Genomic DNA, 25,255 nt, shown 5'->3' on the forward strand with positions numbered 1-25,255 from the left:
AACACACACAAAAACAAACCATAAATCATACGAAGACTGACATTTTAATAAAATAAAGCCTCGTCGAGGATCTCCTGCTGCTCCACCGCGTGGACCTTACTCGATCCCGACGACGGCGCGGACATCGCGCGGCGCGAGACCCGGCGCAGTCCGCCGAGCACATCCGGCAGCACCTCGGGCAGCCAGAGGCCGAGGAACGGCCACGGACCCTGATTCGCGGGCTCTTCCTGGACCCACCGGAACTCACTCGCGTTGCCGTACTGCTCGAGCGTCTTGCGCAGGCGGCGGTGCGGCACCGGGTAGAGCTGCTCGATGCGCACGACCGCGATGTCGTCGCGCCTCTCCTTGTCGCGTCGCGCGGCGAGTTCGTAGTAGAGCTTGCCGCTCACCAACAGGACGCGCTTCACCTTGCTGCGGTCCGCGCCGTCCTTGAGGAAGTGCGGGTCGTCGATCACCGAACGGAACTTGTCCTCGGTGAAGTCCTCGACCGGGCTCACCGCGGCCTTGTTGCGCAGCATCGACTTCGGGGTGAAGACGATGAGCGGACGGCTGATGCCGTCGAGCACGTGGCGGCGCAGCAGGTGGAAGTAGCTCGCCGGCGTCGACGGTAGCGCCACCGTCATCGAACCCTCGGCGCACAACTGCAGGAACCGCTCGATGCGGCCCGAGGTGTGGTCGGGTCCCTGTCCCTCGTGGCCGTGCGGCAACAGCAGCACGACGTCGGAGAGCTGGCCCCACTTGGCTTCGCCCGAGGAGATGAACTCGTCGATGATCGACTGCGCGCCGTTGACGAAGTCACCGAACTGCGCTTCCCAGACCACGAGGGCGTCCGGGTTGCCGACGGAGTAGCCGTACTCGAAGCCGACGACCGCGAACTCCGAGAGCGGGGAGTCGAAGACCATGAACCGGCCGCCGTTGCTCTCCTCGTCTGCGGGCTGCAGGTGGTTGAGGGGGGTGTACTCCGAGCCGGTGCTGCGGTCGATGAGCACCGAGTGGCGCTGGGTGAAGGTGCCACGGCGCGAATCCTGGCCGGACAAACGCACGGTGCGCCCCTCCATGACCAGCGACCCGAACGCCAGCAGTTCGGCGAACGCCCAGTCGATGTTGCCCTTGCGGGCGGCCTCGGCGCGACGCTCCAGGACCGGCTTCACACGCGGGTGCGGGGTGAAACCGTCGGGCACGTTGACGAACGCGTCGCCGATGAGCTCGAGCGTCTTGCTGTCGACCGCGGTCACCAGCTTCGTCGGCAGCGTCTGGTCGGCCTCGACCGAGGGCGACGGCTCGACACTGAACTTCTCGAGTTCCTTGACCTCGTTGAAGACGCGCTCGAGCTGTCCCTGGTAGTCGCGCAGAGCGTCCTCGGCCTCCTTGGTCGAGATGTCACCGCGGCCGATGAGGGCTTCGGTGTAGCTCTTGCGAACGCCGCGCTTGGTGTCGATCACCTCGTACATCGCCGGCTGCGTCATCGACGGGTCATCGCCCTCGTTGTGTCCGCGACGGCGGAAGCACACGAGGTCGATGACGACGTCCTTGTGGAACGCCTGGCGGTAGTCGACGGCGAGCTTCGCGGCCCAGACGCAGGCCTCGGGGTCGTCGCTGTTGACGTGGAAGATCGGTGCGCCGATCATCTTCGCCACGTCGGTGCAGTACTCGGTCGAGCGCGAGTGTTCCGGTGCGGTGGTGAAGCCGACCTGGTTGTTCACCACGATGTGCACGGTGCCGCCGGTGCGGTAACCGGGCAGCATCGCCATGTTGAGCGTCTCGGCGACCACACCCTGACCGGCGAACGCCGCGTCGCCGTGCAGCATGAGCGGGAGGATCGGGAAGCGATCGTCCTCGTCCATGAGGTCCTGCTTGGCGCGGACCAGACCCTCCAGCACCGGGTCGACTGCCTCGAGGTGGCTGGGGTTGGCGGTCAGCGACACGTTGATCTCGTTGTCGCCGAACATCTGGTAGTACTTGCCCTCGGCGCCGAGGTGGTACTTCACGTCGCCCGATCCGTGCGCCTGCGACGGGTTCAGGTTGCCCTCGAACTCGGTGAAGATCTTCGAGTACGGCTTGCCGACGATGTTGGCGAGCACGTTCAGACGGCCGCGGTGCGGCATGCCGATGACCACCTCGGAGAGGCTGTGCTCGGCGCTCTGGTCGATGACCGCGTCCATCATCGGGATGACCGACTCGGCGCCCTCGAGCGAGAAGCGCTTCTGCCCGACGTACTTGGTCTGCAGGAACGTCTCGAACGCCTCGGCGGCGTTGAGCTTGCTCAGGATGTACTTCTGCTCACCGACCGGCGGCTTGACGTGCTTGATCTCGACGCGTTCCTGCAGCCACTTCTGCTGCTCGGGCTCGAGGATGTGGGTGTACTCGACACCGACGTGCCGGCAGTACGCGTCGCGCAGGATCGACAGCACGTCCCGCAGCTTCATCTTCTCCTGGCCGTGGAACCCGCCGACCTTGAAGCTGCGGTCGAGATCCCACAGCGTCAGCCCGTAGTTCTGGATGTCAAGATCCGGATGGCTGCTGCGCGCATCGCTGTCCATCATGAGGGGATCGATGTCGGCCATCAGGTGGCCGCGGCTGCGGTAGGCCGCGATCAGCTCGAGGACGCGGGTGCTCTTGTCGACGAGGCCGGCGGGCAGGTCGCGACGCCAGCGGATCGGCTCGTAGGGCACATGGAACGCGGTGAAGATCTCGTCGTAGAAGGCGTCGTCGATCAGCAGCTCGTGGATGGTGCGGAGGAAATCGCCCGACTCCGCGCCCTGGATGATCCGGTGATCGTAGGTCGACGTCAGCGTCATGAGCTTGCCGACGCCCAGTTCGGCGATCTGCTCGTCGCTCGCGCCCTGGAACTCTGCCGGGTACTCCATCGCGCCGGCGCCGATGATGGCGCCCTGGCCCTTCATCAGGCGCGGCACCGAGTGCACGGTGCCGATCGTGCCCGGGTTGGTGAGTGAGATGGTGACGCCGGAGAAGTCGGCCGCGCCGAGCTTGCCGTCGCGGGCGCGACGGACGATGTCCTGGTACGCCGTGTAGAACTCGGCGAAGCCCATCGTCTCGCATTCCTTGATCGCGGCGACGACCAAGGTGCGGTTGCCATCCTTGCCGACCAGGTCGATGGCCAGGCCGAGGTTGGTGTGCGCGGGTGTGACGACGTTCGGCTTGCCGTCGATCTCGGCGAAGTGCCGGTTCATGTTCGGGAACGCCTTGATGGCCTGCACGATCGCGTAACCCAGGATGTGGGTGAAGCTGATCTTGCCGCCTCGGGTCCGCGCGAGGTGGTTGTTGACGACGATCCGGTTGTCGATCATCGCCTTGGCGGGCACCGCACGGACGCTGGTGGCCGTCGGGATCTCCAACGACAGCGCCATGTTCTTCGCGATGGCCGCGGCGGGACCGCGCAGGACCTTGTTGCCGTCGGCGCTCTCGGACTTCTGTGCGTCCGACTTCGCGGACCCGGACTTCTGGGCCTCGGGCGCGGCGGCCTTGCCCGCCTCGGGCTTGGGCTGCGAGCGGGCCGACCCGTCACGGCTGGCGACGCTGTGCCCCGACGCCGCCTTCGTGGCGGTCGACTCCTTGGCGGGGGTGGGTTTGCGCGGTGCCGTGCGCGCCGGGGTCTGATCCAGGGTGACCTGCTTGCGCGGCGTGGTCTCGGTGGCCGGCGCGGAGGTGTTGCGTGCCGACCCGTTGGTCGACGCACTCGTGGTCGAGGAGGAGGACGAGGTGGCCGCTGTGGTGGCCGAAGTCTCTGCGGCAGTGGGCTTTGCGGAATTCGAGGGCGGAGCGGCGGCCGGGGCGGAGCCACCGTTGTCGCCGGGTTCGTAGTTCTTCAGTAGTTCGTGCCAACTCGGGTCGACCGAGTTCGGGTCTTCTTTGTATTGCTGGTACATTTCCTCGACCAGCCACGTGTTCTGTCCGAAGTCTGAAATCGAACTGCTGCTCACAGCGGTATCTCGCCTCAATTCCCTGAAGGTGCCGGGTTCTCTGCCACGCGTCGTCTCTTGTGGAGACTATCGGTGAACCACCTGACGATGCTACGCGTCGTCGACTCGCTCACACCTACCGACCTGTTACTACGGAGTCAGTTCCGAGGTGGCCCGCGTGACCGTCGTGGCGGCCCTCCGTGCGCTGGTCGGAGCGGGTGAGTCGGGGCGGGGCACCGCCGGCTCGTCGGGATCGACACCGGCATCCCAGAAGCCGCGGTACCTCTGTCCCAACGCGAGCAGCTCCTCGTGTGTTCCGAGTTCGACGATCCGTCCGCCGTCCACCACCGCGATGGTGTCGGCGCGGGCGGCCGTGGCCAGTCGGTGGGCGACGATCACCGACGTGCGGTGCCGGGTCACCGCCCGACCGGCGGCGAGGACCTGCGCCTCGGTGGCCTGGTCGAGGGTCGCGGTCGCCTCGTCGAGCAGCAGCAGATCGGGCTCGACGAGTTCGGCCCGGGCCAGTGCGATGAGTTGGCGCTGGCCCGAGCTCAGCCCCTGGCCGCGTTCCCCGATGGGATGGTTCATCCGGCCGGGCAGGGCGGTGATCATGCGCAGTGCGCCGACCGCGGCGGCGGCGTCGACGATCGCGGCCCGATCGGCGTCGGGCCGGCCGTAGGCGATGTTCTCGGCGACGGTGCCGGTGAACAGGTGCGGCTCCTGCGGGACGAGGCCGAGCCGCCGCCGATATCCGGCGAGTTCGTAGTCACCGATGTCGGTGCCGTCGACCAGGACCCGTCCGGTGGTCGGATCGTAGAAGCGCGCCAGCAGCTTGACGATCGTCGACTTGCCGGCGCCCGTCCGGCCGACCAGGGCGAGCGACGACCCGGCCGGGATGTGCAGGTCGACGGCGGACAGCGCATCCGTCGTCGAACCTTGGTAGCGGAATCCGACCCGGTCGAAGTCGACGACGCCGTCAAAGCCCCCGTGTGGCGGGGACTCGGCTCTCGTCGAGGTGCGCAGCGAACTCGGCGTGCGCAGCAGGTCGCCGATCCGGCGGAGCCCCACGGCCGCCTGCTGGTAGCCGTCGAAGACCTGCGAGAGCTGTTGCACCGGACCGAACAGCATCGTCAGGTAGAGGACGAAGGCGACGAGTGTGCCCGCCGAGAGCGAACCCGACGCCACCTGCCCGGCGCCGACGCCGAGCGCGATCGCGGTCGCGATGTCGGACATGAGCTGGATGAGCGGGAAGTACGAGGCGATCGCCCGCTGCGAGACCATCCGGGCCTCGACCCATTCTCCGGAACGACGCGCGAACCGGGCCTGGGCGTCGTCGGTGCGCAGGTAGGTCTGCGTGGTCTTGATGCCGGCGATGTTCTCCTGGAAGTCCGCATTGACGACGCTGATCAGCTCGCGCGAGCGCGTGTAGGCGCGGCTCGCGACGCGGCGGAAGACGATCGTCGCGGCGATCAGGAGGGGGAAGACGGGCAGCACCAGGAGTCCGAGCAGGGGGCCGGTGATCAGGAGCGCGACACCGACGCCGACGAGCGTCAGCACCGCCACGATCGCCGAGGTCAGTCCGGTCTGCAGGAACGTCGACAAGGCATCGATGTCGGTCGTCATCCGGGTCATGATCCGGCCCGACAGCTCGCGCTCGTAGTAGTCGAGTCCGAGGCGCTGGATGTGGGCATAACTGCGGATCCGCAGTCCGAACAGCACCCGTTCGCCGGCCCTGGTCGAGGTGATCGCCATCGACGACGCGGCGACCCAGCCGACCCCGACCAGTACGACACCGCCGACCGCGGCCCATAGAAGGGTCGACCCCTCGGTGTGTCCGGTCGAGTCGATGACCGCCCGGGCGATGCTCGGGAAGGCCAGGCCGACGAGCGTGTCGACGGCGATGGCGAGCAGTGCGGCGGCGAGCAGCCACCGGACCGGCGCGAGGAGTCCGCGCAGGGTGAAGACCGGGTTCTCGCGTCGGGCGGCGGCGACGTCGACCTCCGGCCGCTCGACCGCCGGGGGGAGCGCGTCTACCGAGGCCTGGAGCTGGGGGGTGGCCGGCATCGAACCGAGCGCGCTGGCCACGCCGCCGCCGCGACCGGTCCGTGAGCCCGCCCCCATCGCCGGAGAGGTCCGGGCCGCGACGTCGATCGAGTCGGAAGCTACTTCGGGCCACAGGCTCTCGATCTCGGTCGGGCCCGGTCCGCGCAGCGGTGGCGCGGTGTCGGCGACCGGGGCCGCGCCGGGGATGTCGTCGTGGACGCCGTCGGGTGCCGGTTGCGTGGTGCTCGACATCAGCCCGCGGAAGCGCGGTGAGGTCGCCTCGAGTTCGGCGAGCGTCCCCAGCGCGGTGATCCGGCCGTTGTCGAGCACCGCGACGCGATCGGCGAGGACGAGCGTCGAACGTCGATGGGCGAGGACCAGCATCGTGGCGCGGCGGTCGCGGAGCCCGCCCAGGATGCGCGCCTCGGTGGTCGCGTCCACCGCGGACGTCGCGTCGTCGAGCACGAGGATGCGGGGGTCGGCGAACAGGGCGCGTGCCAGGGCGATGCGCTGACGTTGCCCGCCCGACAGGGTGAGTCCGCGTTCGCCGATGACGGTGTCGTATCCGTCGGGGAGCGCCTCGACGAATTCGGCGGCGTCTGCCGCGGCGGCTGCTGCCCGAACCCGGTCGGCGGTGTCGGCCCCGGCGGCTGCCGGGCCCATCGCGATGTTCGCGGTGATGGTGTCGGAGAACAGGAACGGCTCGTCGAACACGACGGCGACGGCACGGTGGAGTGCCTCGGGCGCGAGGTCGTCGATCCGGTACCGGGACGGCTCGTCACCGGCGCTCTCGCCGAGCAGCGAGATCGTCCCGGAGTCGGGTCGTTCGAACCGGCTGACCAGGTCGGCGATGGTCGACTTGCCGGAACCGGGCGGACCCACGATCGCCACACATTCGCCCGGCTCGATCCGCAGGTCGATACCGGACAGCACGGCGGGCGGGTCGTCGGCGTCGTGGGTGTGGTGGGCGAACCCCACACCGTCCAGTTCGACGCCCAGGGGGCCGTCGGGCAGCGTGCCGGTCGCGGTGTCGCCCGGATCGTGGGGATGGTCGATGACGTCGTAGACGCGTTCGACGGCCGCCCGCGCCAGCTGGGCGTTGACGATCAGGTTCGTCAGCAGTCGGGCGATGCCGGTCATGGTGGCGACGTACGTGCTGAACGCGACGAAGGTGCCGGCCGTGATCGCGCCGGTCATCGTGAGGTAGCCGCCCACGACGATCACCCCGACCATGCCCAGCTGCGGGATGGCGGCCAGGGTCGGGGCGAATCGAGCATTGATCCGGGCGGCGCGGAGTCGGCGAGCGAACACCGTCCGGCACCGGGTGATGAGGTCGTCGACCGCGCGTTCCTCCTGGCCGAAACCCTTCACGACCCGCACGCCGGTGACGGTCTCCTCCACGTGCTGGGCGACGTCGGCGGCGGCCTGCTGCGCCGACCACGTCGCCGCGAACAGCCGACGCCGGGTACGCCACACCTCGAGGGCGATGAGCGGGGCGATCAGCAACGCCACCCCGGTCAGGAGCGGCGACAGGTACGCCATGATGGCCAGGGCCACGACCATCTGCACCGCGGCGCCCAACGACAGTGGCGCCATGGCCAGCAGACTCTGGACGACCTGGATGTCGGAGATCGAGCGAGACACGATCTGTCCGGTGCGGATCTGGTGCTGGCTGCGGCCGTCGAGGTGCAACAGGGTGTCGAGGAGTCGGAGTCGCAGCGTGTTCTGCACGTTCACCGCGAGCCGTCCCGCGAACACCCGCCGGCCGAGATGGCAGGCGTAACGGACGACGGCGAAGACGACCAGCGCGATGATCACGGTGCGTAGCGAGAGGCCGTCGTCGACGACGCCGGTGGCGTGGTCGATCGCGGCCTTGGTCAGCAGCGGCATCAGGACGTCCACCCCAACGGCGACCAGGGTGAAGATCATCGTGACGACGACGACGCGTCGGTATCGCCATGACTCACCGAGGAGTCGGCGGATCCAGCCGGGCGCGGCTGCCGACGACTGCGGGTGCGGTGCGGCCGCCGCGGTCACCACGAACCGGGTGGGAGCGGATCCGGGGTGGGTGCTTCACTGAAGTCGACGTCGATGACCCACGTCCGGGGTGCCGGCCCGAACGCCTCGCGCGCGTTGTGGACGACCTTGCGGCCGAGGGCGCGACTCCCCACACCACCGATGACCGCACCGATACCGGCGGGCATGAGCTTGCCGAAGATCAGCGGCGCCCGGCGGATCGCGTACTTCTTGACGAGTTTGTTCACCAGGGTCTTGTTCAGTTTGGTGATCGCACCGGATGGCAGGGCGGCTCCACCGAGCCGGCGCAGCGCACCGCCTCCGGTGCCGACCACGCGACCGAGGGCCAGCACACCCTCTTCGCCCAGCGCGACGGTCATGACCAGGGCCTTGCGACGCTCGGACTCGTGCACCGGGATGCCGTGCACCTCGGCGATCGACAGCGCGAGCAGGGCCGACGCCTCGAGGAAGAACGCCGTGTCCCCGGTCATCGCCCCGAACGCGGTCATCGTGCCGACACCGGGCACCGCGGCCGCCGCGCCGACGGCGCCGCCGGAACCGGTGACCGCGTTCAGATAACGCTTCTCGAGCCGCTCGATGATCTGCGCGGGTGAGTCGTCGGGGTACTTCCGCCGCAGTGAATCGACGTACTTCTTCACCGCGGGTGCCTGCAGTCGCTGTGCCCGGTCCAGGATGCCGCCGGTCACCTCGACGGCCTTGCCGGGGGGCGTACGGCCGTGGTCTGCCGAAAGTCCTTGTGACGCCTTGTCTTTCATTCCGCCGCCGCTCGTTCCGTCGGTACCCAGTCCGCTGCGGGCACGACCTCGGCCGGTGGTGGGGGACCGGGGGGTGTGCCGTCACCGAACGGGCGACCGCCCAGGTCGTCGCGATGGTGTGCGGTGAGCCAGCCGCGGAGGTCCGGGCCCTTCGGCACGATCTGCGTGGGATTCACGTCGGTGTGGACGATGTAGTAGTGCTGTTTGATCTGGGTGAAGTCGGTGGTGTCGCCGAAGCCGGGCGTCTGGAACAGGTCCCGGGCGTAGGCCCACAGCACCGGCATCTCGCTCAACTTGCTCCGATTGCACTTGAAGTGGCCGTGATACACCGCGTCGAATCGCGCCAGGGTGGTGAAGAGCCGGACGTCGGCCTCGGTGATGGTGTCGCCGACCAGGTAGCGCTGCGTCGACAACCGCTCGGACAACTCGCCGAGTTTGGTGAACAACCGGTCGTACGCCGCGTCGTAGGCTTCTTGGCTGCCGGCGAATCCGCAGCGGTAGACGCCGTTGTTGACCTCCGTGTAGATGCCGTGGCTGACCTCGTCGATCTCGTCGCGCAGACGCTCCGGGTAGAGCTCCGGCGCGCCGTCGCGATGGAAGGCGGTCCATTCCAGCGAGTAGTCGATGGTGATCTGCGGGAAGTCGTTGGTGACGACCTCGCCGGTCGGCACGTCGACCATCGCCGGCACGGTGATCCCCTTCGGGTAGCCGGGGATCCGCTTCTCGTAGGCGTCCTTGAGTCGCGGGATCTGCAGGACCGGGTCCACTCCGCCGGGGTCGAGGTCGAAGGTCCACGAGTTCTTGTCGTGCGTGGGACCGCACAGCCCGAGCGAGATGGCGTCCTCGAGGCCGAGTAGCCGCCGCACGATGAGGGTCCGGTTGGCCCACGGGCAGGCCCTGGCTGCGACGAGCCGGTACCGACCGGCCTCCACCGGATAGCCGTCCCGGCCGTCGGCGGTGATGCGGGTCTCGATGTACTTCGTGTCCCGGACGAACTCCTCGCCGGTCATCACGTACGAACCCTGTTCGCCCTCGGACGCGGTGCTCTGCTCGGACTCTGTGCTCATGGGCTCCACAGTAATGATCCGGAGCGACATCCCGCCCCGAGCTGCCGCGAAACCCGTGATCGCGCGGGCCGTTCACGAATCGGACAGGTCTAGCATCGAGGAAATGCAGTCGAGCGACGCCGCCCGCGGCCAGAACGCGGGCATCGACGAGATGGTCACCGGCCGCCCGTGGGCCGCGATGCTGGCGCTCTGCGTGGGCTTCTTCATGATCCTCGTCGACATGACGATCGTGGCCGTGGCCCAGCCGCGTATCCAGGCCGACCTCGACACGAATGTCAACGGCGTCGTCTGGGTCACCAGTGCGTACCTGCTCACCTACGCGGTGCCGCTGCTGATCACCGGTCGCCTGGGTGACAAGTTCGGCCCCAAGACGATGTACCAGCTCGGTCTGGCGGTCTTCACCGCGGCCAGCCTCTGGTGCGGCCTGTCGTCGTCGATCGGTGAGCTGATCGCGGCCCGCGGTCTGCAGGGTGTCGGCGCCGCCCTCATCACCCCGCAGACGATGGCGCTGATCACTCGCATCTTCCCGGCCGAGAAGCGCGGCGCCGCAATGGGCGTGTGGGGCACGGTCGCCGGCGTGGCGACCCTCGTCGGTCCGTTGCTCGGCGGCGTGCTGACCGACGCGTTCGGCTGGGAGTGGATCTTCTTCATCAACCTGCCCGTCGGCCTCGCCGGTCTCGTCCTCGCGGCCGTTCTCGTCCCGCGGGTGAGCACGAACGACCACCAGTTCGACTGGATCGGGGTCGGCCTGTCCGCGGTGGGGCTGTCCGCGTTGGTGTTCGGCATCCAGGAGGGGGAGACCTTCGACTGGGATACCTGGATCTGGCTGCTCATCGTCGGCGGAGTCGTGGTCCTGGGGGTCTTCGTCTACTGGCAGTCCCGCATCCGCACCGAGCCCCTGGTCCCGTTGTCGCTGTTCCGCGACCGTAACTTCTCGCTGTCGACCATCGGCATCGCGTCGATGGGCTTCGCCGTGTCGGCGATGATGATCCCCCTGACGTTCTTCCTCCAGCTCGTCGGCGGGATGTCGCCGACGGAGTCGGCGGTCGTTCTGGTGCCGATGGCGGTGCTGACCGGTGTCCTGGCTCCGATCGTGGGCCGGGTGGTCGATCGCGTCCACCCGCGCACGATCGTGTCCTCGGCACTGCTGCTGAACGCGATCGCCATCGCGTGGTTGGGCTTCGTCGCCCGCCCGGAGACCCCGGTCTGGTTGATCGTGATTCCGTTGTGCCTGATGGGTGTGGCCTCGGCCGGTATCTGGGCGCCGCTGGCCGCGACCGCCACCCGCAATCTGCCGTGGCATCAGGCCGGGGCCGGGGCCGGCGTCTACAACACCCTGCGGGTCATCGGTTCGGTTCTCGGCTCCGCCATGATCGGAGCGCTTCTGCAGACCCGGCTGGCGGCCGAGCTGCCCGGCGTCGACGCCGAGAACGCCCAGGACGGTGCGGCCGGGCAACTGCCGGAGTTCCTGCGCGAGGGGTTCGCGACCGCCATGGGGCAGTCGCTCTACCTGCCCGCGGCCGCGCTGCTGATCGGCGTCGTGGCGACCTTCTTCTTCGTCCGGCCCGCGCATCAGACGGTCCCACCGCAGGTCGTCGACCCGTACGCGGTGGGCGCCGACGCCGGTCGGTCCGAGTCGGTGCCGGGGTCGACGGCGTAGGCGAGCGCGCGTCCCACGATCTGTCGGCACCCGACCGTAAGGTTGCGCCCATGCGGATCGTGCACACCTCCGACTGGCACCTGGGCCGGACGTTCCACGGGGTCGAGCTGCTCGCCGACCAGCGTCGCGCACTGTCGCATCTGGCCGCACTGGTCGCCGCGGAGTCGGCCGACGCCGTCATCGTCGCCGGTGACGTGTACGACCGGTCCGTCCCGTCCGCCGACGCGGTCCGCGTGTACGACGAGGGCCTGGCCGAGATCGCCGCTGCGGGAGCGCAGATCGTCGTCACCTCGGGCAATCACGACTCGCCCACCCGCCTCGGTGCGGGGTCGGGATTCGCCGCCGCCGGTGGCCTGCATCTGCGGACCTCGATCGCCGACATCGACCGTCCGGTCATCCTGTCGGACGCCCACGGAGACGTCGCGTTCTACGGCATCCCCTATCTCGAACCCGACACCGCGCGACGCCACCTCGGCGTCGAGTCGATCGGCGGGCACACCGCTGTCCTCGACGCCGCCATGACTCGCGTCCGCACCGATCTGACTGCGCGCCGGGTTCGGTCCGTGGTCGTCGCCCACGCCTTCGTCAGCGGGGCCGCGGCCTCCGGTTCGGAGCGCTCGATCAGTGTCGGCGGGGTGGAAACGGTTCCCGCCGAGACGTTCTCGGGCGCCGACTACGTCGCCCTCGGGCATCTGCACTCGCCGCAACGTGTCACCGACACGGTCCGTTACAGCGGTTCGCTGCTGCCGTACTCCTTCGGTGAGCGAACCCACCGGAAGGCGGCCCTGGTGGTGGATCTCGACGCCGACGGCGTCGCCGAGGTCCGCGCACACGAGCTGCCCGTCGTCCGCGAACTGAGCTCTCTCACCGGCGTTCTCGGCGACCTGCTGACCGACGAAAGGTACGCCGCGGCGCAGGACCACTACGTCGAGGTGACGCTGACCGACCCGGTCCGCCCGACCGACGCGATGCGTCGGCTGCGCGAGCGGTTCCCGTTCGCGGTCCATGTGCAGTGGGAGCGGCCGCATTCCGGCTCCGGCGTCGACTACCGTTCCCGCGTGCGCGGCCGGACCGACGCCGAGATCGTTGCATCGTTCATCGAGGACGTACGCGACGAGCCGACGAAGGGGGAGCGGGTGCTCCTCGAACGCGCACTCCGCGCCGTGGTCGGCGAACCCGAATCGGATGCGGCCGAACTGACCCTGTTCGACATCGAGGCGATCGTCGCGGAGTCCGCATGAGGCTGCACCGTCTGCGCGTCCGGGCCTTCGGTCCGTTCGCCGACGAGATCACGGTCGACTTCGACGACCTCGGCGGTGACGGACTGTTCCTGCTGCACGGCCAGACCGGCGCCGGCAAGACCACGGTCCTCGACGCGGTCGCCTTCGCACTGTTCGGTCGGGTACCGGGCGTGCGCGACACCAACCGGCGCCTGCACTCGGATCACGCTGCGGCCGAGGACATCCCGGAGGTCGAACTCGAGGCGACGATCGCGTCCCGCCGACTCCGGATCACGCGGTCGCCCGAACACGAACGACCCAAGAAGCGCGGCGACGGCACCCGCAAGGTGAACGCTCGGGCGACGCTCGTGTGGGTCGACGGATCCGGACCCGACCTGACCCGCATCCCCGAGATCGGCGACGCCGTGGTCCGGCTGCTGGGGATGAGTGCCGATCAGTTCTTCCAGGTGGTCCTGCTGCCGCAGGGCGACTTCGCCCGATTCCTGCGCGCGCACTCCGATGAGCGGGAAGCGCTGCTGGAGCGGTTGTTCGACACCGAGCGGTTCGGTGACCTCGAGGAGTGGTTGCGTGACCGCGCGCGGGAGAGCGCGGCGAAGCTGACCGAACAGACCGCCGTGCTCGACCGGGTCGCCGGTCAGATCGTGGCGGTGGGCGGGGTCGAACCGACCGCCGAACCCGACTTCGACTGGGCGCAGGAATGTCTCGAGCGTGCGCGCACCGCCGCGGAGCGCATGCGCCTCGAGTCAGGTGCGGCGCAGGCCGCGGCCGACCAGACGCAGGCCGCGTACGAGAGCGGGAGCCGGCTCGCCGAGCTGCGTCGCCGGGGGCGTGCGGCCACCGAGCGACTCGCACGGCTCGCGGACGGCGAAGCCGCTCTGAGCGCGGCGGCACAGGCTCGTCGGCAGGCCCTGCAGGCGGCGCCCATCGTGCCGCTCGCCGACGACGCCGACCGTGTCACTCGCGAACTCACGGTCGCCGAGCAGGCCGTCACGCGTGCGCACGCAGAGCTGTGCGCGCTGCCGGAGGGTGAGTCTCTGTGCGCCGGCGGGTCAGACGAGGATCTCGACGCACGCCTGGATGCGGCGATCGACCGCTGGACCGAGGAGTCGGGGCGGTGGGAGCCCCTCGCCGAACGCGTCGCGCAGCGGCCGGCTCTGGTCGCCGAGATCCAGACCCTGAACTCGGCGATCGTCGAGGCGGACCGCCGCACTGCCCAGACCCGGACCCTGCTCGACGCCGCGCCGGGCCGTCGCGCCGAGGCCGTCGCCGCACTGGCGGAAGCGGGGGAGTTGCGGATGCAGGCTCCGAAACTCCGGGCCGAGCGCGACGCACTCCGCCGCGTACGCGACGCACTCACCGACCGGGACGCGGTGCTGGTCCGGCTCGCGACCGCCGAGAAGGAGTTGCTCGACGCCCGCGACGCCCATGCCGCTGCGCGGGAGCGCGTGCTCGACGCCCGCGAGCGTCGCCTCGCCGGGATGGCAGTGGAACTGGCGGGCGGGCTCGTCGAGGGTGAACCCTGCGTCGTGTGTGGTTCAGTGACGCACCCTCGACCGGCCACCGACGACGGCGACGCCCCGGCGTCCGAGGTCACAGCCAACGAAGACGCGGCAGCGGCCGCCGAGGAGCGGGCGAGCGCGATCAAGGCCATCGCGCAATCCGCGGTGGCGGCTCTCGTCGAACGCCGTACGCATCTCGACGCCGTGATCGGTGGTGCTCGTTCCGACGCCGTCGACGCCGACCTCGCCCGGGTGGGCGCCGAACTGGCTGCCGCGGAACGTGCCGCGTCGCGACTCCCAGCGCTGCAGACGGCGGTCGATCGGATCGACGCCGAGGTCGATGGGTGGCGCACCACCCTCGCCGACGACGAGTCGGCCCAGTCCGCCCGTCGCGAGCGGGTGACCGCGTTGCGGCAGAACCTCACCGAGCTCGATGAGGCCGTCCGGGAGGCAACCGGCGGCCGCGGCGGGGTCGCCGAGCGGCGCCGTGAACTCGCCGAGCTGGTCCGTCGCACCCGTCGTCACCGGAACGCCCGGCAAGAAGCCGCGCGAGCGCGGGACCGGGTCGCCGAGGCGACCGATCGATTGTCCGCGGCGTGTGCCGACGCCGGGTTCGACGATGTCGCCGCCGTCCGAGCGGCATTCGCCCCGGACAAGCAGATCGCGGCGTGGGACACGTTGCTGCAGGAGGCCGCCAGTCTGCGCGCCGCTGCCGAGGAGACCCTCGCCGACGAGGATGTGCGCGCCGCGATGTCGACTCCGGAGCCGGATGTCGAACAGCTCACCGCAGACCGTGACGCCGCCCGCCGCCGCCTCGACACCGCCGCGAAGGAACACGCCGTGGCCGGCCGGCAGGCGGCCGACCTCCAGGAGTACGTCACCCACTTCTGGGAGGCCCTCGACTCCCTGGCGCCTCTGCAGGAACGTCACGCCGAACTCCAGGGACTCGCCGAATTGGTCAGCGGGCGCGGACAGAACGCACGCCGGATGTCGCTGCGGTCCTACGTGCTGGCCGCGCGTCTCGACGAGGTCCTCGTCGCCGCGTCGGGTCGTCTCCGCGAGATGTCCTCCGGGCGTTACGAATTCGTGCACACCGACGCCGCGGGTGTCCGGGGCCGGCGTGGCGGCCTCGGTATCGAGGTCCGCGACGAGTACACCGGCGCGCTCCGCCCGACGACGACGCTGTCCGGCGGCGAGACCTTCTTCGCATCGCTGGCCCTCGCACTCGGACTCGCCGACGTCGTCTCCGCGGAGTCGGGCGGGCGGGTGCTCGACACCATCTTCATCGATGAGGGTTTCGGCACCCTCGATCCCGAGGCGCTCGACCTCGTCATGGGGGTCCTGGATGACTTGCGGGCCGGCGGGCGTGTCGTCGGCGTGGTGAGTCACGTCGACGAACTCCGCGCACGAATTCCGGCCCAGCTGCACGTCCTCCGCGGCGAGCACGGGTCGTCGGTCCGAGTGCAGAGCCCGCTCGGCGTGTCCTGAGCTGCCGATTGGGATGTCGACGGATCGGTGCGCTAGGCTGAGTCCCGCCCGATGAGCCCCCGTAGCTCAGGGGATAGAGCGTCTGCCTCCGGAGCAGAAGGCCATAGGTTCGAATCCTATCGGGGGCACCAGTAGCACTGACCGGCGTAGCCGTTCTTCCCGGGAGTCTCCGGGCCCGATCCCATAATCCCTGGCCTCCGCGCTGAACAGGTGGGCTTGGCGGGGTATGTGCCATTGTCAGGCGGCTTCTGCCGCGTTCAGCAATAGGTATCGGATACCGATACCTATTGCTGAACCGAGCAGCCCGGAGGATGTTCCCTCACACGTACGGCTCTCCCGGCGCCTCCATGCCTGATGCGGTCCGCCACCGGCACGCGGCGCTGGGCAGCAGCGTGCCACAGCCCCGGCGTGATCGCCACAGTTCCACGCGCACGCGGTGCTGATCTGCCTCAACTCGCCGGCAACTCGATGCGCCGCAACGGATCACCGCCGTCGACAAGCAGCACTCCGCCCGGACGCAGCGCCCGGGCCACGGCCCCCACGGCCGCGTCGTAGAGATCGGGGTGTCGCCCGTCTAGTGCGCCGACGCGCAGTGCGAACGCCACGTCGAACGGGATGCGCGCGCCGAGGTCGAAGTCCTCGATGGCGCTGCAGTCGAAGTCGAGTCGGTCCGGACCGAAGCCGCCGGCGATCGCGGCCCGGCGGGCGGCGTTCACGGCTTGAGGCGACCGATCGATGCCGAGTACGAAGCCGTCGGGTCCCACCCGGCGCGCCACCTCGCGTGCTGCCGGCCCGGGCCCGCAGCCGATCTCGAGGACTCGCAGACCAGGGGCCAGTGGCAACGCGTCGACCGCGGCAGCGAGGCGTGGTGAGAGCATGCCGCCATCATCGCCGTTTGGAGAGCCGCGTGGCCCGACCGAACTTGCTCACCTCACCGGCGTGCCCGCCGTGGGGGGCGCTCAGTTCAGCGGAAGTGGTTGTGCGCCACGCAGGGCCAGCATCTGGGTGATGATGGCGATCTCCTTGTCCTGGGTCCGTTTCATGCTCGACGCCAGGTCGCGGACGTAAGCCTGCTCGACGTTGGCCGGGTCGGCGGCGTATTCCATCATGTGCAGACCGCCCTCGTGGTGACGCAGCATCAGCTGGAGGAACCGGATGTCGACCTCGGGACCCCGCATCGCGCGGAACTGTTGCATCTCCGCCGACGTCGCCATCCCGGGCATCGGCGGCTGTTCGGCGTCGGAGTCCGCGGCACCCGCCGCTGGTGCGCCGGAGGAGGGTGCCGACATGTCCCCGTGGTCCATGTCTCCGTGGTCCATGTCCCCGTGGTCCATGTCCCCGTGGTCTGAACCACCGTCACCACCGTGGCCGTGATCGTGACCGCCGGCGGAGTGATCCGCGGGATCGGAGTGGTCGTGTCCGTCGGTCTCGGAACCGCCGTGGCCCATCCACGCCATGGTCGCGCCGGGGTTGGTGACGGGCTGACCCCATCGCGTCAGCCACGACTGCATCTGGCCGATCTCATTGCTCTGGGCGGTGAGGATGTCGAACGCCATGCTCCGCACCTCGGGGTCGGTGCCGTGTTCGAGTTCGATGGCGGCCAGTTCCACACCCTGCTCATGGTGGCGGGTCATGTCCTGCGCGAAGCCGACGGCCGCCGAGTTCGCAGCCGGGGAATCGTCGCCGGTGGAGTCGTCGGCGAGGCTCGCCTGGATCAGCAGTCCCAGGCCGAGACCGAACAGTAGGAGGGCGGCGCCGCCCAGGGCGAGCAGGATCCGTGGGCGCGACGACGGCTCGGCGGTGTCGTCCGGACCCTCGGGAGTCGTTGTCCCGTCCCGCGATTCGGGCTGGTCGCTGTTGTCGGTCATCGCTGGTCCTCGCCGATCTCGTCGGGGCGTGCGGCCCGGTCCGTTACCTGGTCTGCTGCTCGCTGGGAACCCGCGTCAGCCCGCGGGCTGCTGGTTGCCGCCATCCATCGGGACGGCGTCGGGGCCGGGCTCACCCTCGTCGGCCGGCGGGGGGTTCGACGGATCGAACCCGGGGATGGCGGTACAGGTGGCCTGGGTCTCGGGGTAGGCGGCGGTCTGCGGGTTCTCCGGGTAGACCCCGGGCATCATGTTGCGGCGCAGCGCGGTGATGAACTGGTTGACGCGCGGATCGCGGGCGGATTCGAGCTTGAGCTGGTGTCCCCAGCTCTGCAGCGACACCGGCTGGTCTAGTCCGGGGTAGGGCGAGAGGAACAGGTACTGCTCACCGCGGACAAGCTGCTTGAGGTAGTCGAGGTCCTCCGGTGAGACGGTGTCCGGGTTGTAGGTGATCCAGACCGCGCCGTGTTCGAGGGCGTGGACGGCGTTCTCCGACCGCAGCGGGTTCGGGTACACGACGCCGGTACAGGTCGCCCAGATCTCGTCGTGCGGCCCGCCGAACGGAGGCGACTGGTCGTAGGCGACACGCTGGGTCGCGGTGACGTGCCGCGCGGCCTCGTAGTAGCGCTTCGTCACACCCGGGATGTTCGCCGACGGATCGGGATTCTGCGGTGAGGGCACGAACTCGGACACCGTTTCCACGGCGAAGTCGTCCTTCTGTTCGGCGCGCCGCTCGTTGAACTTGGGGACGAGGTAGATCGCGAGTCCGGCGATGAGGCCGATGACCACCACGACGGCGCCGATCAGCATCCAGTCGACCTGACGTCCCGTCGCCGAGGGAACGGATCCTGCTCGCTTGCGGGACTTGGGGACGTTGGCCCCTGGTTTGCGCGCCATTGACTTCTTTCCTCATCCGACTGCGGGGGCCGAGCGGACCTGCGGGAGACCCGGCCCGCGCTCGGCGCACACGAGTGTACTGGTGGGCCCGATGGGTGGAGCAGGGTGCGATTGTCGGTGTAGTGGCCGCGGCCAATAGGATGGTGTCCTGTGACTCCCGCCGACCTGGCCGCGCTGCTGCGCGACGTGACCCTGACCGTGGTCCGCGACCGCGGACTGGACGAGAACCTGGTGCCCGACTCCATCGTCGTCGAGCGCCCCCGTCACGCTGACCACGGCGACTATTCCACCAACGTCGCCCTGCAGATGGGCAAGCGGCTCGGCGTGAACCCGCGGGAACTCGCCGGCTGGCTCGCGGAGGCGTTCGCCGCGGCCGAGGGTGTCGCGAAGGCCGAGATCGCCGGTCCCGGGTTCGTGAACCTCTGGCTCGGGGCCGCCGCGCAGAACACCGTCGTCGCGGCGGTGCTGGCCCGGGGTGCGGACTACGGCCGCGGAAACGAACTCGCCGGTTCGGTCATCAACCTCGAATTCGTGTCGGCCAATCCGACCGGGCCGATCCACCTGGGCGGTACCCGCTGGGCGGCCGTCGGCGATGCTTTAGGCCGCGTGCTGGCCGCTCGCGGTGGTGCGGTCACGCGTGAGTACTACTTCAACGACCACGGTGCCCAGATCGACCGGTTCGCCCGGTCGCTGGAGGCCGCGGCACTGGGCAACCCGACCCCGGAGGACGGCTACGCGGGCGATTACATCGCCGACATCGCCGCGAAGGTCGTCGAGACGGTCCCCGAGGTGCTGTCGCAGCCCGACGCCGACCGCCTCGAGACGTTCCGTTCGGTCGGGGTGGACCTGATGTTCACCCACATCAAGCAGAGCCTCCACGACTTCGGCACCGACTTCGACGTCTTCACCCATGAGGACAAGATGTTCGCCACCGGCCTCGTCGACGAGTGCATCGGCGAGCTCAAGGCCAATGGCAACCTGTACGAGAAGGACGGCGCGTGGTGGCTGCGGTCCACCGAGTTCGGTGACGACAAGGACCGTGTGGTCCTCAAGAGCGACGGCAACGCCGCCTACATCGCGGGCGACATCGCCTACTACCGTGACAAGCGCAACCGCGGCTTCAACCTCTGCATCTACATGCTCGGCGCCGATCACCACGGGTACATCAGCCGGCTCAAGGCCGCGGCGGCGGCGCTCGGCGACGACCCGGCCACCGTCGAGGTGCTGATCGGCCAGATGGTCAACCTCGTGCGCGACGGCACGCCGGTCCGTATGAGCAAGCGTGCCGGCACGGTCATCACGCTCGACGACCTCGTCGACGCGGTCGGCGTCGACGGCGCGCGCTATTCGCTGATCCGCTCGTCGGTCGACGTCAACATCGACATCGATCTCGACCTGCTCACCAAACAGTCCAACGACAACCCGGTGTACTACGTGCAGTACGCCCACGCGCGGATGTCCGCACTGGCCCGCAACGCCGCTGACCTCGGGGTCGTGTCGTCGCTGGACCATCTCGACCTGCTCGACGATCCCGCCGAGGGCGAATTGATCCGCACCATCGGCGATTTCGACGATGTCGTCGCGACCGCCGCCACGTTGCGCGAACCGCACCGGGTCTGTCGCTACCTCGAGGTCCTCGCCGGCACCTACCACCGGTTCTATGCCAAGTGCCGTGTCCTGCCGCAGGGTGACGAGAAACCGGCGGACATCCACCGGGCCCGGCTCGCCCTGTGCGAGGCCACCCGTCAGGTCTTGGCCAACGGCCTGGGGCTCGTCGGCGTCACCGCGCCGGAGCAGATGTGAACGCACACCCCGCCGGCCCCCGGCACGCCGAACTGCTGGCCGCACCCCATCTCGCCGAGCGTCCGAACGACCCGGCGGTGCTCGCCGCCATCCCCGCACAGGTGTGGCCGCGCAACGCATCCCGCGACGAATCGGGCGAGCTACGGTTGGCCGGCGTGCCGGTGAGTCAGCTCGCCGAAGAGTTCGGGACGCCGGCGTTCGTCGTGGACGAGGCCGACTTCCGGTCGCGCTGCCGGGACATGATGGCGGCGTTCGGCCCGTACGGGCGAGTGCACTACGCGTCGAAGGCGTTCCTGAGTACCGAGATCGCGCGCTGGGTCGACGACGAGGGGCTGTCCCTGGACGTCTGCAGCGGTGGTGAACTCGCCATCGCACTGCGCGCCGGTTTCCCGCCGGAGCGAATCGCATTGCACGGCAACAACAAGAGCGTCGACGAGCTGCGCGCTGCGGTCGACGCCGGGATCGGGCACGTCGTCCTCGACTCGATGATCGAGATCGATCGGCTCGACGTGATCGCCGGCGAACGCGGTGTCGTCGCCGACGTGCTGGTGCGCGTGACCGTCGGTGTCGAAGCGCACACCCACGAGTTCATCTCGACCGCACACGAGGACCAGAAGTTCGGATTCTCGCTCGCCGGTGGGATCGCGATGGAAGCCATCCGGCGGGTCTTCGCGACCGACAACCTCAGGCTCGTGGGTCTGCACAGCCACATCGGGTCGCAGATCTTCGACATGGACGGATTCGAGCTGGCCGCCCACCGGGTGCTCGGACTGCTCCGCGACGTCGTCGGCGAGTTCGGTGTCGAGAAGACCGCGCAGATGTCGGTCGTCGATCTCGGTGGCGGACTGGGGATCTCGTACCTCCCCGACGAGCGTCCGCTGCCGGTGCAGAAGGTGGCGGAGACGCTCGCGGCGATCGTCGAGCGGGAGTCGGCAGCACTCGGGCTGCCCATGCCGACCATCGCCGTCGAACCGGGCCGCGCCATCGCCGGTCCCGGCACGATCACGCTGTATCGCGTCGGCACCGTGAAGGACGTCGCACTGGGCGGCGGCGCCGTACGACGCTACGTCTCCGTCGACGGCGGCATGAGCGACAACATCCGCACCGTTCTCTACGACGCCGAATACGACGTGCGGCTCGTGTCCCGGGTGTCGGAGGCCCGTGCGGTGGTGTGCCGGGTCGTGGGAAAGCATTGCGAGAGCGGCGACATCGTGATCAAGGACTGTTGGCTGCCGGAGGATCTCGGCCCCGGCGACCTGATCGCGGTGGCGGCGACCGGTGCCTACTGCTACTCGATGTCGAGCCGATACAACATGACCATGAGACCGCCCGTGGTGGCGGTGGCCGACGGGAACGCCCGGCTACTGCTGCGCCGGGAGACCATCGACGACTTCCTCAGCCTGGAGGTGGGCCTGTGACCGAATCCGTGCAGAACACAAGTGGCGCAACCGATGCGGACTCGCGCACCATCGGTGTCGCGGTGCTCGGCATGGGCAATGTCGGTGCCGAGGTGGTGCGCATCATCACCGACAACGCCGACGACCTCCGGGCGCGCGTCGGGGCTCCCGTGGAGATCCGCGGCGTCGCGGTGCGGGATCTCGGCCGTCCCCGCAAGATCGCGCAGGATCTCCTGACCGACGACCCGGCGGCACTCGTCGCGCGCGACGACGTCGACATCGTCGTCGAGTTGATGGGCGGCATCGACCCGGCCCGCGGTCTGATCCGGTCGGCGCTCGAGAGCGGCAAGTCGGTGGTGACGGCGAACAAGGCGCTCCTCGCCGAATACACCGGCGAACTCGCGACCGCCGCGGCAGATGCCAAGGTGGACCTCTACTTCGAGGCCGCGGTCGCCGGCGCCATCCCGGTCATCCGTCCGCTGATGCAGTCGCTGGCCGGCGACACCGTCGAGCGGGTCAACGGCATCGTCAACGGCACCACCAACTTCATCCTCTCCGCGATGGACGAGACGGGCGCCGACTACGCCGACACCCTCGCCGAGGCCGGCCGCCTCGGATATGCCGAAGCCGATCCGACGGCCGACGTCGAGGGCTACGACGCCGCGGCCAAGGCGGCGATCCTCGCCTCGATCGCCTTCCACACGCGGGTCACGGCGGCCGATGTGCACCGCGAGGGCATCTCCTCGGTCACGTCCGCGGACCTGGTCGCGGCCAAGAAGTTCGACTGCACGATCAAACTGCTCTCGATCTGCGAGCGCGTCCGCGACGCCAATGGCGCGCAACGGATCTCGGCGCGCGTGTACCCCGCGCTGATTCCGCTGACCCACCCGCTGGCGACCGTGAACGGCGCGTTCAACGCCGTCGTCGTGGAAGCCGAGAACGCCGGGCGGCTGATGTTCTACGGGCAGGGTGCCGGGGGATCACCGACGGCATCCGCGGTTCTCGGCGACATGGTCATGGCCGCCCGCAACCGCGTGCACGGCGGGCGCGGACCGCTCGAGTCGACCTACGCCTCCCTGCCCGTCGCCCCGATCGACGACGTGTTCACGCGGTATTACGTCTCGATGCGGGTGGCCGACAAGCCCGGCGTGCTGGCGCAGGTCGCGGGGGAGTTCTCGAAGCGGTCGGTCAGCATCGCCGCGGTGCGCCAGGAGGGCGCGGGCGACGACGCCCGCCTGATCCTGGTCACCCACCGCGCCCCCGACCGAGCTCAATCGGATTGTGTTGCGGCGCTCGAAGACATGGACGCCGTCATCAAGGTGTCGAGTGTTTTGCGATTGGAAGGTACCGATGACTGAAGCGACTTCTACGCCTGTGCACCGCGCGTGGCCGGGCCTCATCGAGGCCTACCGGTCGCGGTTGCCCGTCGCCGACGACTGGAAGGTCGTCACGCTGCTCGAGGGTGGCACCCCGCTGATCAGTGCGCCGCATCTGTCGTCGCTGACCGGCTGCGAGGTCTACCTCAAGGTGGAGGGCCTCAACCCCACCGGTTCGTTCAAGGACCGCGGCATGACGATGGCCGTCAGCAACGCGGTCAACAACGGCAAGACCGCGGTCCTGTGCGCATCCACGGGCAACACCTCGGCATCAGCCGCCGCATACGCCACCCGGGCCGGGATCACCTGCGCGGTCCTGATCCCGCAGGGCAAGATCGCGATGGGCAAGCTCGCGCAGGCGGTCATGCACGGCGCCAAGATCATCCAGGTCGAGGGCAACTTCGACGACTGTCTCGAACTCGCGCGCAAGGCGACCGCCGAGTTCACCGAGATCGAACTCGTGAACTCGGTCAACCCGGCGCGGATCGAGGGTCAGAAGACCGCCGCCTTCGAGATCGTCGACGTGCTGGGCCGTGCCCCCGACGTCCACGCTCTGCCGGTCGGCAACGCGGGCAACATCACCGCGTACTGGAAGGGCTACAAGGAGTATCACGCCGACGGCGTCTCGTCGTCGGTGCCGCGCATGCTCGGTGTCCAGGCCGCGGGCGCCGCGCCGCTGGTGAACGGCGCGCCGGTGAAGGACCCGGAGACCGTCGCCACCGCCATCCGCATCGGTTCCCCGGCCAGCTGGAACCAGGCCGTCGCCGCGAAGGACGAGTCGACCGGGCAGTTCCTGGCGGCCACCGACGAGAAGCTGCTCGAGGCCTACCGACTCGTCGCCGGCAAGGAGGGCGTGTTCGTCGAGCCGGCGTCGGCGGCCAGCGTCGCGGGCCTGCTCGCCGCGAGTGCCGACGGCTGGATCGAGCGGGGCTCGACCGTGGTGTGCACGGTCACCGGCAACGGTCTGAAGGACCCCGACACCGCGCTGGCGGGCATCCCGGCGGTCGAGGCCATTCCGGTGGACCCGGTGGCGGTCGCGAATGCTCTCGGTGTCGGCTGACGGGGCCGGGTCCGCGGCGGCTGCTGCGGGAACGGTGCCGGTAGGGCTCTCGACGAGGGTCCGCGTGCCCGCCTCCAGTGCCAACCTGGGGCCCGGATTCGACTGTCTCGGAATAGCTCTCGGAATCTACGACGAGGTGATCGTCGAGACGGTCCCGGATGGCGTCACCCTCGAGGTCGAGGGTGAGGGCGCCGACGCCGTGCCCCGCGACGACTCGCACCTCGTGGTGCGGGCGCTCACGCACGGACTGGCACACGCCGGGCTGCGGGCCCCCGGTCTGACATTGCGCTGCGTCAACCGGATCCCGCATTCCCGGGGTCTGGGTTCGTCCGCCGCCGCCGCGGTGTCGGGTCTCGCCGCCGCGTCGGGCCTGATCTCGGCCGCCGGCCTCGGTCCGGGGCTCTCGGCCGACGAACTGGTACAACTGTCCAGCGAATTCGAGGGTCACCCCGACAACGCGGCCGCGAGCGTGCTCGGCTCGGCGGTCGTCACGTGGACCGAATCAGCTGACGGCGTCGCCTCGTATCACGCGCACCGTCTCCCGGTGCACCCCGACATCTACGCAACGGTCTTCGTGCCCGACACCGAGTCGTCGACGTCGTTCACCCGCGGGCTGCTCCCGGATTCGGTCCCGCGCGCCGACGCCGTGTTCAACCTGAGCCGGTCGGCCCTCGCCGTCGTCGCGCTGACCACCGATCCGCGCAACCTCATGGCCGCGTCCCAGGATCGGTTGCACCAGCCGTACCGGGCGTCGGCGATGGCGCCGACGCACGATCTGGTCAGCGCGCTGCGTGCTCGGGGACATGCTGCGACGGTGTCCGGAGCGGGACCGACCGTCCTGGTGCTCGGTACGGCGCCGGTGCCCGCCGAGATCCGTCAGCTGGCGCAGGGCCTCGGGTTCGACGCCCGGTCGGTCGCCGTCGCCGGCGGCGTCGAGATCACCGTCGGCTGATCGGCGTCGTCCGCACGACCGCCGGAGTGAAAGCGCATTCATTTGGCGCTTCCGGCGTGTTGCCCCTATCATGCGAACGGGGTTACCATATTCTGGTCTAGCCGCGCAGGCTTGTCCTGCCGCTTCTCATCCTTCACCGATCGGAGATGACCGGCTGTGTATCCGGGCCGGGGTCATGGATCTCTGTCGACGGTG

Annotated in this window: 15 protein-coding genes and 1 tRNA gene; 9 read left to right on the forward strand and 7 right to left on the reverse strand. The window is 69.3% G+C overall.

The genetic code is table 11. The features are described from left to right. Window positions 1-44: 44 nt before the first annotated feature. From ACFUEJ_RS19460 to ACFUEJ_RS19475, 4 genes are all read right to left on the reverse strand, one after another. A complete protein-coding gene (locus ACFUEJ_RS19460) occupies window positions 45-3,887 on the reverse strand; it encodes a multifunctional oxoglutarate decarboxylase/oxoglutarate dehydrogenase thiamine pyrophosphate-binding subunit/dihydrolipoyllysine-residue succinyltransferase subunit (RefSeq protein WP_388031316.1) in 3,843 nt (1,280 codons plus the stop codon). A 183-nt stretch (window positions 3,888-4,070) separates the two neighbouring features. Beyond that, window positions 4,071-8,000, reverse strand: a complete 3,930-nt coding sequence (locus ACFUEJ_RS19465; protein WP_388031275.1) for an ABC transporter transmembrane domain-containing protein — start codon at window positions 7,998-8,000, stop codon at window positions 4,071-4,073. After that, on the reverse strand, window positions 7,997-8,755 hold the full coding sequence (locus ACFUEJ_RS19470; protein WP_058252736.1) for a hypothetical protein: 759 nt from the start codon (window positions 8,753-8,755) through the stop codon (window positions 7,997-7,999). The genes ACFUEJ_RS19465 and ACFUEJ_RS19470 overlap by 4 nt, the downstream gene beginning before the upstream one ends. Beyond that, complete coding sequence (locus ACFUEJ_RS19475) at window positions 8,752-9,822, reverse strand: glutathione S-transferase family protein (RefSeq protein WP_068969918.1); 1,071 nt, start codon at window positions 9,820-9,822, stop codon at window positions 8,752-8,754. Before ACFUEJ_RS19475 ends, ACFUEJ_RS19470 begins: the two co-directional genes overlap by 4 nt. Window positions 9,823-9,925: 103 nt before the next feature. Here ACFUEJ_RS19475 and ACFUEJ_RS19480 point away from each other — a divergent pair, with 103 nt between their 5' ends. From ACFUEJ_RS19480 to ACFUEJ_RS19495, 4 genes are all read left to right on the forward strand, one after another. Then, window positions 9,926-11,482: an MFS transporter gene (locus ACFUEJ_RS19480; protein ID WP_065632830.1), complete on the forward strand. Its 1,557-nt coding sequence runs from the start codon at window positions 9,926-9,928 to the stop codon at window positions 11,480-11,482. 50 nt (window positions 11,483-11,532) lie between these two features. After that, complete coding sequence (locus ACFUEJ_RS19485) at window positions 11,533-12,723, forward strand: exonuclease SbcCD subunit D (RefSeq protein WP_068969917.1); 1,191 nt, start codon at window positions 11,533-11,535, stop codon at window positions 12,721-12,723. Beyond that, complete coding sequence (locus ACFUEJ_RS19490; RefSeq protein WP_226513000.1) at window positions 12,720-15,710, forward strand: AAA family ATPase; 2,991 nt, start codon at window positions 12,720-12,722, stop codon at window positions 15,708-15,710. The genes ACFUEJ_RS19485 and ACFUEJ_RS19490 overlap by 4 nt, the downstream gene beginning before the upstream one ends. 55 nt (window positions 15,711-15,765) lie before the next feature. After that, a tRNA-Arg gene (locus tag ACFUEJ_RS19495) sits at window positions 15,766-15,841 on the forward strand. 318 nt (window positions 15,842-16,159) lie between these two features. On the opposite strand, the gene ACFUEJ_RS19500 is transcribed toward ACFUEJ_RS19495, so the two are convergent. The 3 genes from ACFUEJ_RS19500 to ACFUEJ_RS19510 all read right to left on the reverse strand — a co-directional run bounded on the left by ACFUEJ_RS19500 (window position 16,160) and on the right by ACFUEJ_RS19510 (window position 18,472). Beyond that, window positions 16,160-16,588 (reverse strand): cyclopropane-fatty-acyl-phospholipid synthase family protein, encoded by a 429-nt coding sequence (locus ACFUEJ_RS19500; protein ID WP_065632833.1) that lies wholly within the window; start codon window positions 16,586-16,588, stop codon window positions 16,160-16,162. 81 nt (window positions 16,589-16,669) lie between these two features. Further along, window positions 16,670-17,578: a DUF305 domain-containing protein gene (locus tag ACFUEJ_RS19505; RefSeq protein ID WP_388031279.1), complete on the reverse strand. Its 909-nt coding sequence runs from the start codon at window positions 17,576-17,578 to the stop codon at window positions 16,670-16,672. Window positions 17,579-17,653: 75 nt separating this feature from the next. Beyond that, window positions 17,654-18,472: a DUF3105 domain-containing protein gene (locus ACFUEJ_RS19510; RefSeq protein ID WP_065632835.1), complete on the reverse strand. Its 819-nt coding sequence runs from the start codon at window positions 18,470-18,472 to the stop codon at window positions 17,654-17,656. A 150-nt stretch (window positions 18,473-18,622) separates the two neighbouring features. On the opposite strand from ACFUEJ_RS19510, the gene argS reads away from it, so the two are divergent. Genes argS through thrB form a run of 5 tightly spaced genes read left to right on the forward strand, consistent with a single transcriptional unit; the run spans window position 18,623 to window position 25,060 of the window. Next, window positions 18,623-20,275 (forward strand): arginine--tRNA ligase, encoded by a 1,653-nt coding sequence (gene argS, locus ACFUEJ_RS19515; protein WP_058252745.1) that lies wholly within the window; start codon window positions 18,623-18,625, stop codon window positions 20,273-20,275. After that, window positions 20,272-21,693: a diaminopimelate decarboxylase gene (gene lysA / locus ACFUEJ_RS19520; RefSeq protein WP_065632836.1), complete on the forward strand. Its 1,422-nt coding sequence runs from the start codon at window positions 20,272-20,274 to the stop codon at window positions 21,691-21,693. Before argS ends, lysA begins: the two co-directional genes overlap by 4 nt. Then, on the forward strand, window positions 21,690-23,030 hold the full coding sequence (locus ACFUEJ_RS19525; protein WP_058252747.1) for a homoserine dehydrogenase: 1,341 nt from the start codon (window positions 21,690-21,692) through the stop codon (window positions 23,028-23,030). Before lysA ends, ACFUEJ_RS19525 begins: the two co-directional genes overlap by 4 nt. After that, window positions 23,023-24,108: a threonine synthase gene (gene thrC / locus ACFUEJ_RS19530; RefSeq protein ID WP_068969916.1), complete on the forward strand. Its 1,086-nt coding sequence runs from the start codon at window positions 23,023-23,025 to the stop codon at window positions 24,106-24,108. The genes ACFUEJ_RS19525 and thrC overlap by 8 nt, the downstream gene beginning before the upstream one ends. Next, a complete protein-coding gene (thrB, locus tag ACFUEJ_RS19535) occupies window positions 24,089-25,060 on the forward strand; it encodes a homoserine kinase (RefSeq protein ID WP_068969915.1) in 972 nt (323 codons plus the stop codon). The genes thrC and thrB overlap by 20 nt, the downstream gene beginning before the upstream one ends. Window positions 25,061-25,255 lie beyond the last annotated feature (195 nt).

The sequence above is a fragment of the Gordonia sp. NPDC057258 genome, from assembly GCF_042668985.1.
GTDB classification, from domain to species: Bacteria; Actinomycetota; Actinomycetes; order Mycobacteriales; family Mycobacteriaceae; genus Gordonia; species Gordonia hongkongensis.

What these genes read in the sequence shown, in the direction of transcription:
- ACFUEJ_RS19460 (WP_388031316.1), bottom strand. Translation starts at nt 3,887, where the DNA reads ATGTACCAGCAATACAAAGAAGACCCGAACTCGGTCGACCCGAGTTGG.
- ACFUEJ_RS19470 (WP_058252736.1), bottom strand. Translation starts at nt 8,755, where the DNA reads ATGAAAGACAAGGCGTCACAAGGACTTTCGGCAGACCACGGCCGTACG.
- ACFUEJ_RS19475 (WP_068969918.1), bottom strand. Translation starts at nt 9,822, where the DNA reads ATGAGCACAGAGTCCGAGCAGAGCACCGCGTCCGAGGGCGAACAGGGT.
- ACFUEJ_RS19480 (WP_065632830.1), top strand. Translation starts at nt 9,926, where the DNA reads ATGCAGTCGAGCGACGCCGCCCGCGGCCAGAACGCGGGCATCGACGAG.
- ACFUEJ_RS19485 (WP_068969917.1), top strand. Translation starts at nt 11,533, where the DNA reads ATGCGGATCGTGCACACCTCCGACTGGCACCTGGGCCGGACGTTCCAC.
- ACFUEJ_RS19490 (WP_226513000.1), top strand. Translation starts at nt 12,720, where the DNA reads ATGAGGCTGCACCGTCTGCGCGTCCGGGCCTTCGGTCCGTTCGCCGAC.
- ACFUEJ_RS19500 (WP_065632833.1), bottom strand. Translation starts at nt 16,588, where the DNA reads ATGCTCTCACCACGCCTCGCTGCCGCGGTCGACGCGTTGCCACTGGCC.
- ACFUEJ_RS19505 (WP_388031279.1), bottom strand. Translation starts at nt 17,578, where the DNA reads ATGACCGACAACAGCGACCAGCCCGAATCGCGGGACGGGACAACGACT.
- ACFUEJ_RS19510 (WP_065632835.1), bottom strand. Translation starts at nt 18,472, where the DNA reads ATGGCGCGCAAACCAGGGGCCAACGTCCCCAAGTCCCGCAAGCGAGCA.
- thrC (WP_068969916.1), top strand. Translation starts at nt 23,023, where the DNA reads ATGACTGAAGCGACTTCTACGCCTGTGCACCGCGCGTGGCCGGGCCTC.
- thrB (WP_068969915.1), top strand. Translation starts at nt 24,089, where the DNA reads ATGCTCTCGGTGTCGGCTGACGGGGCCGGGTCCGCGGCGGCTGCTGCG.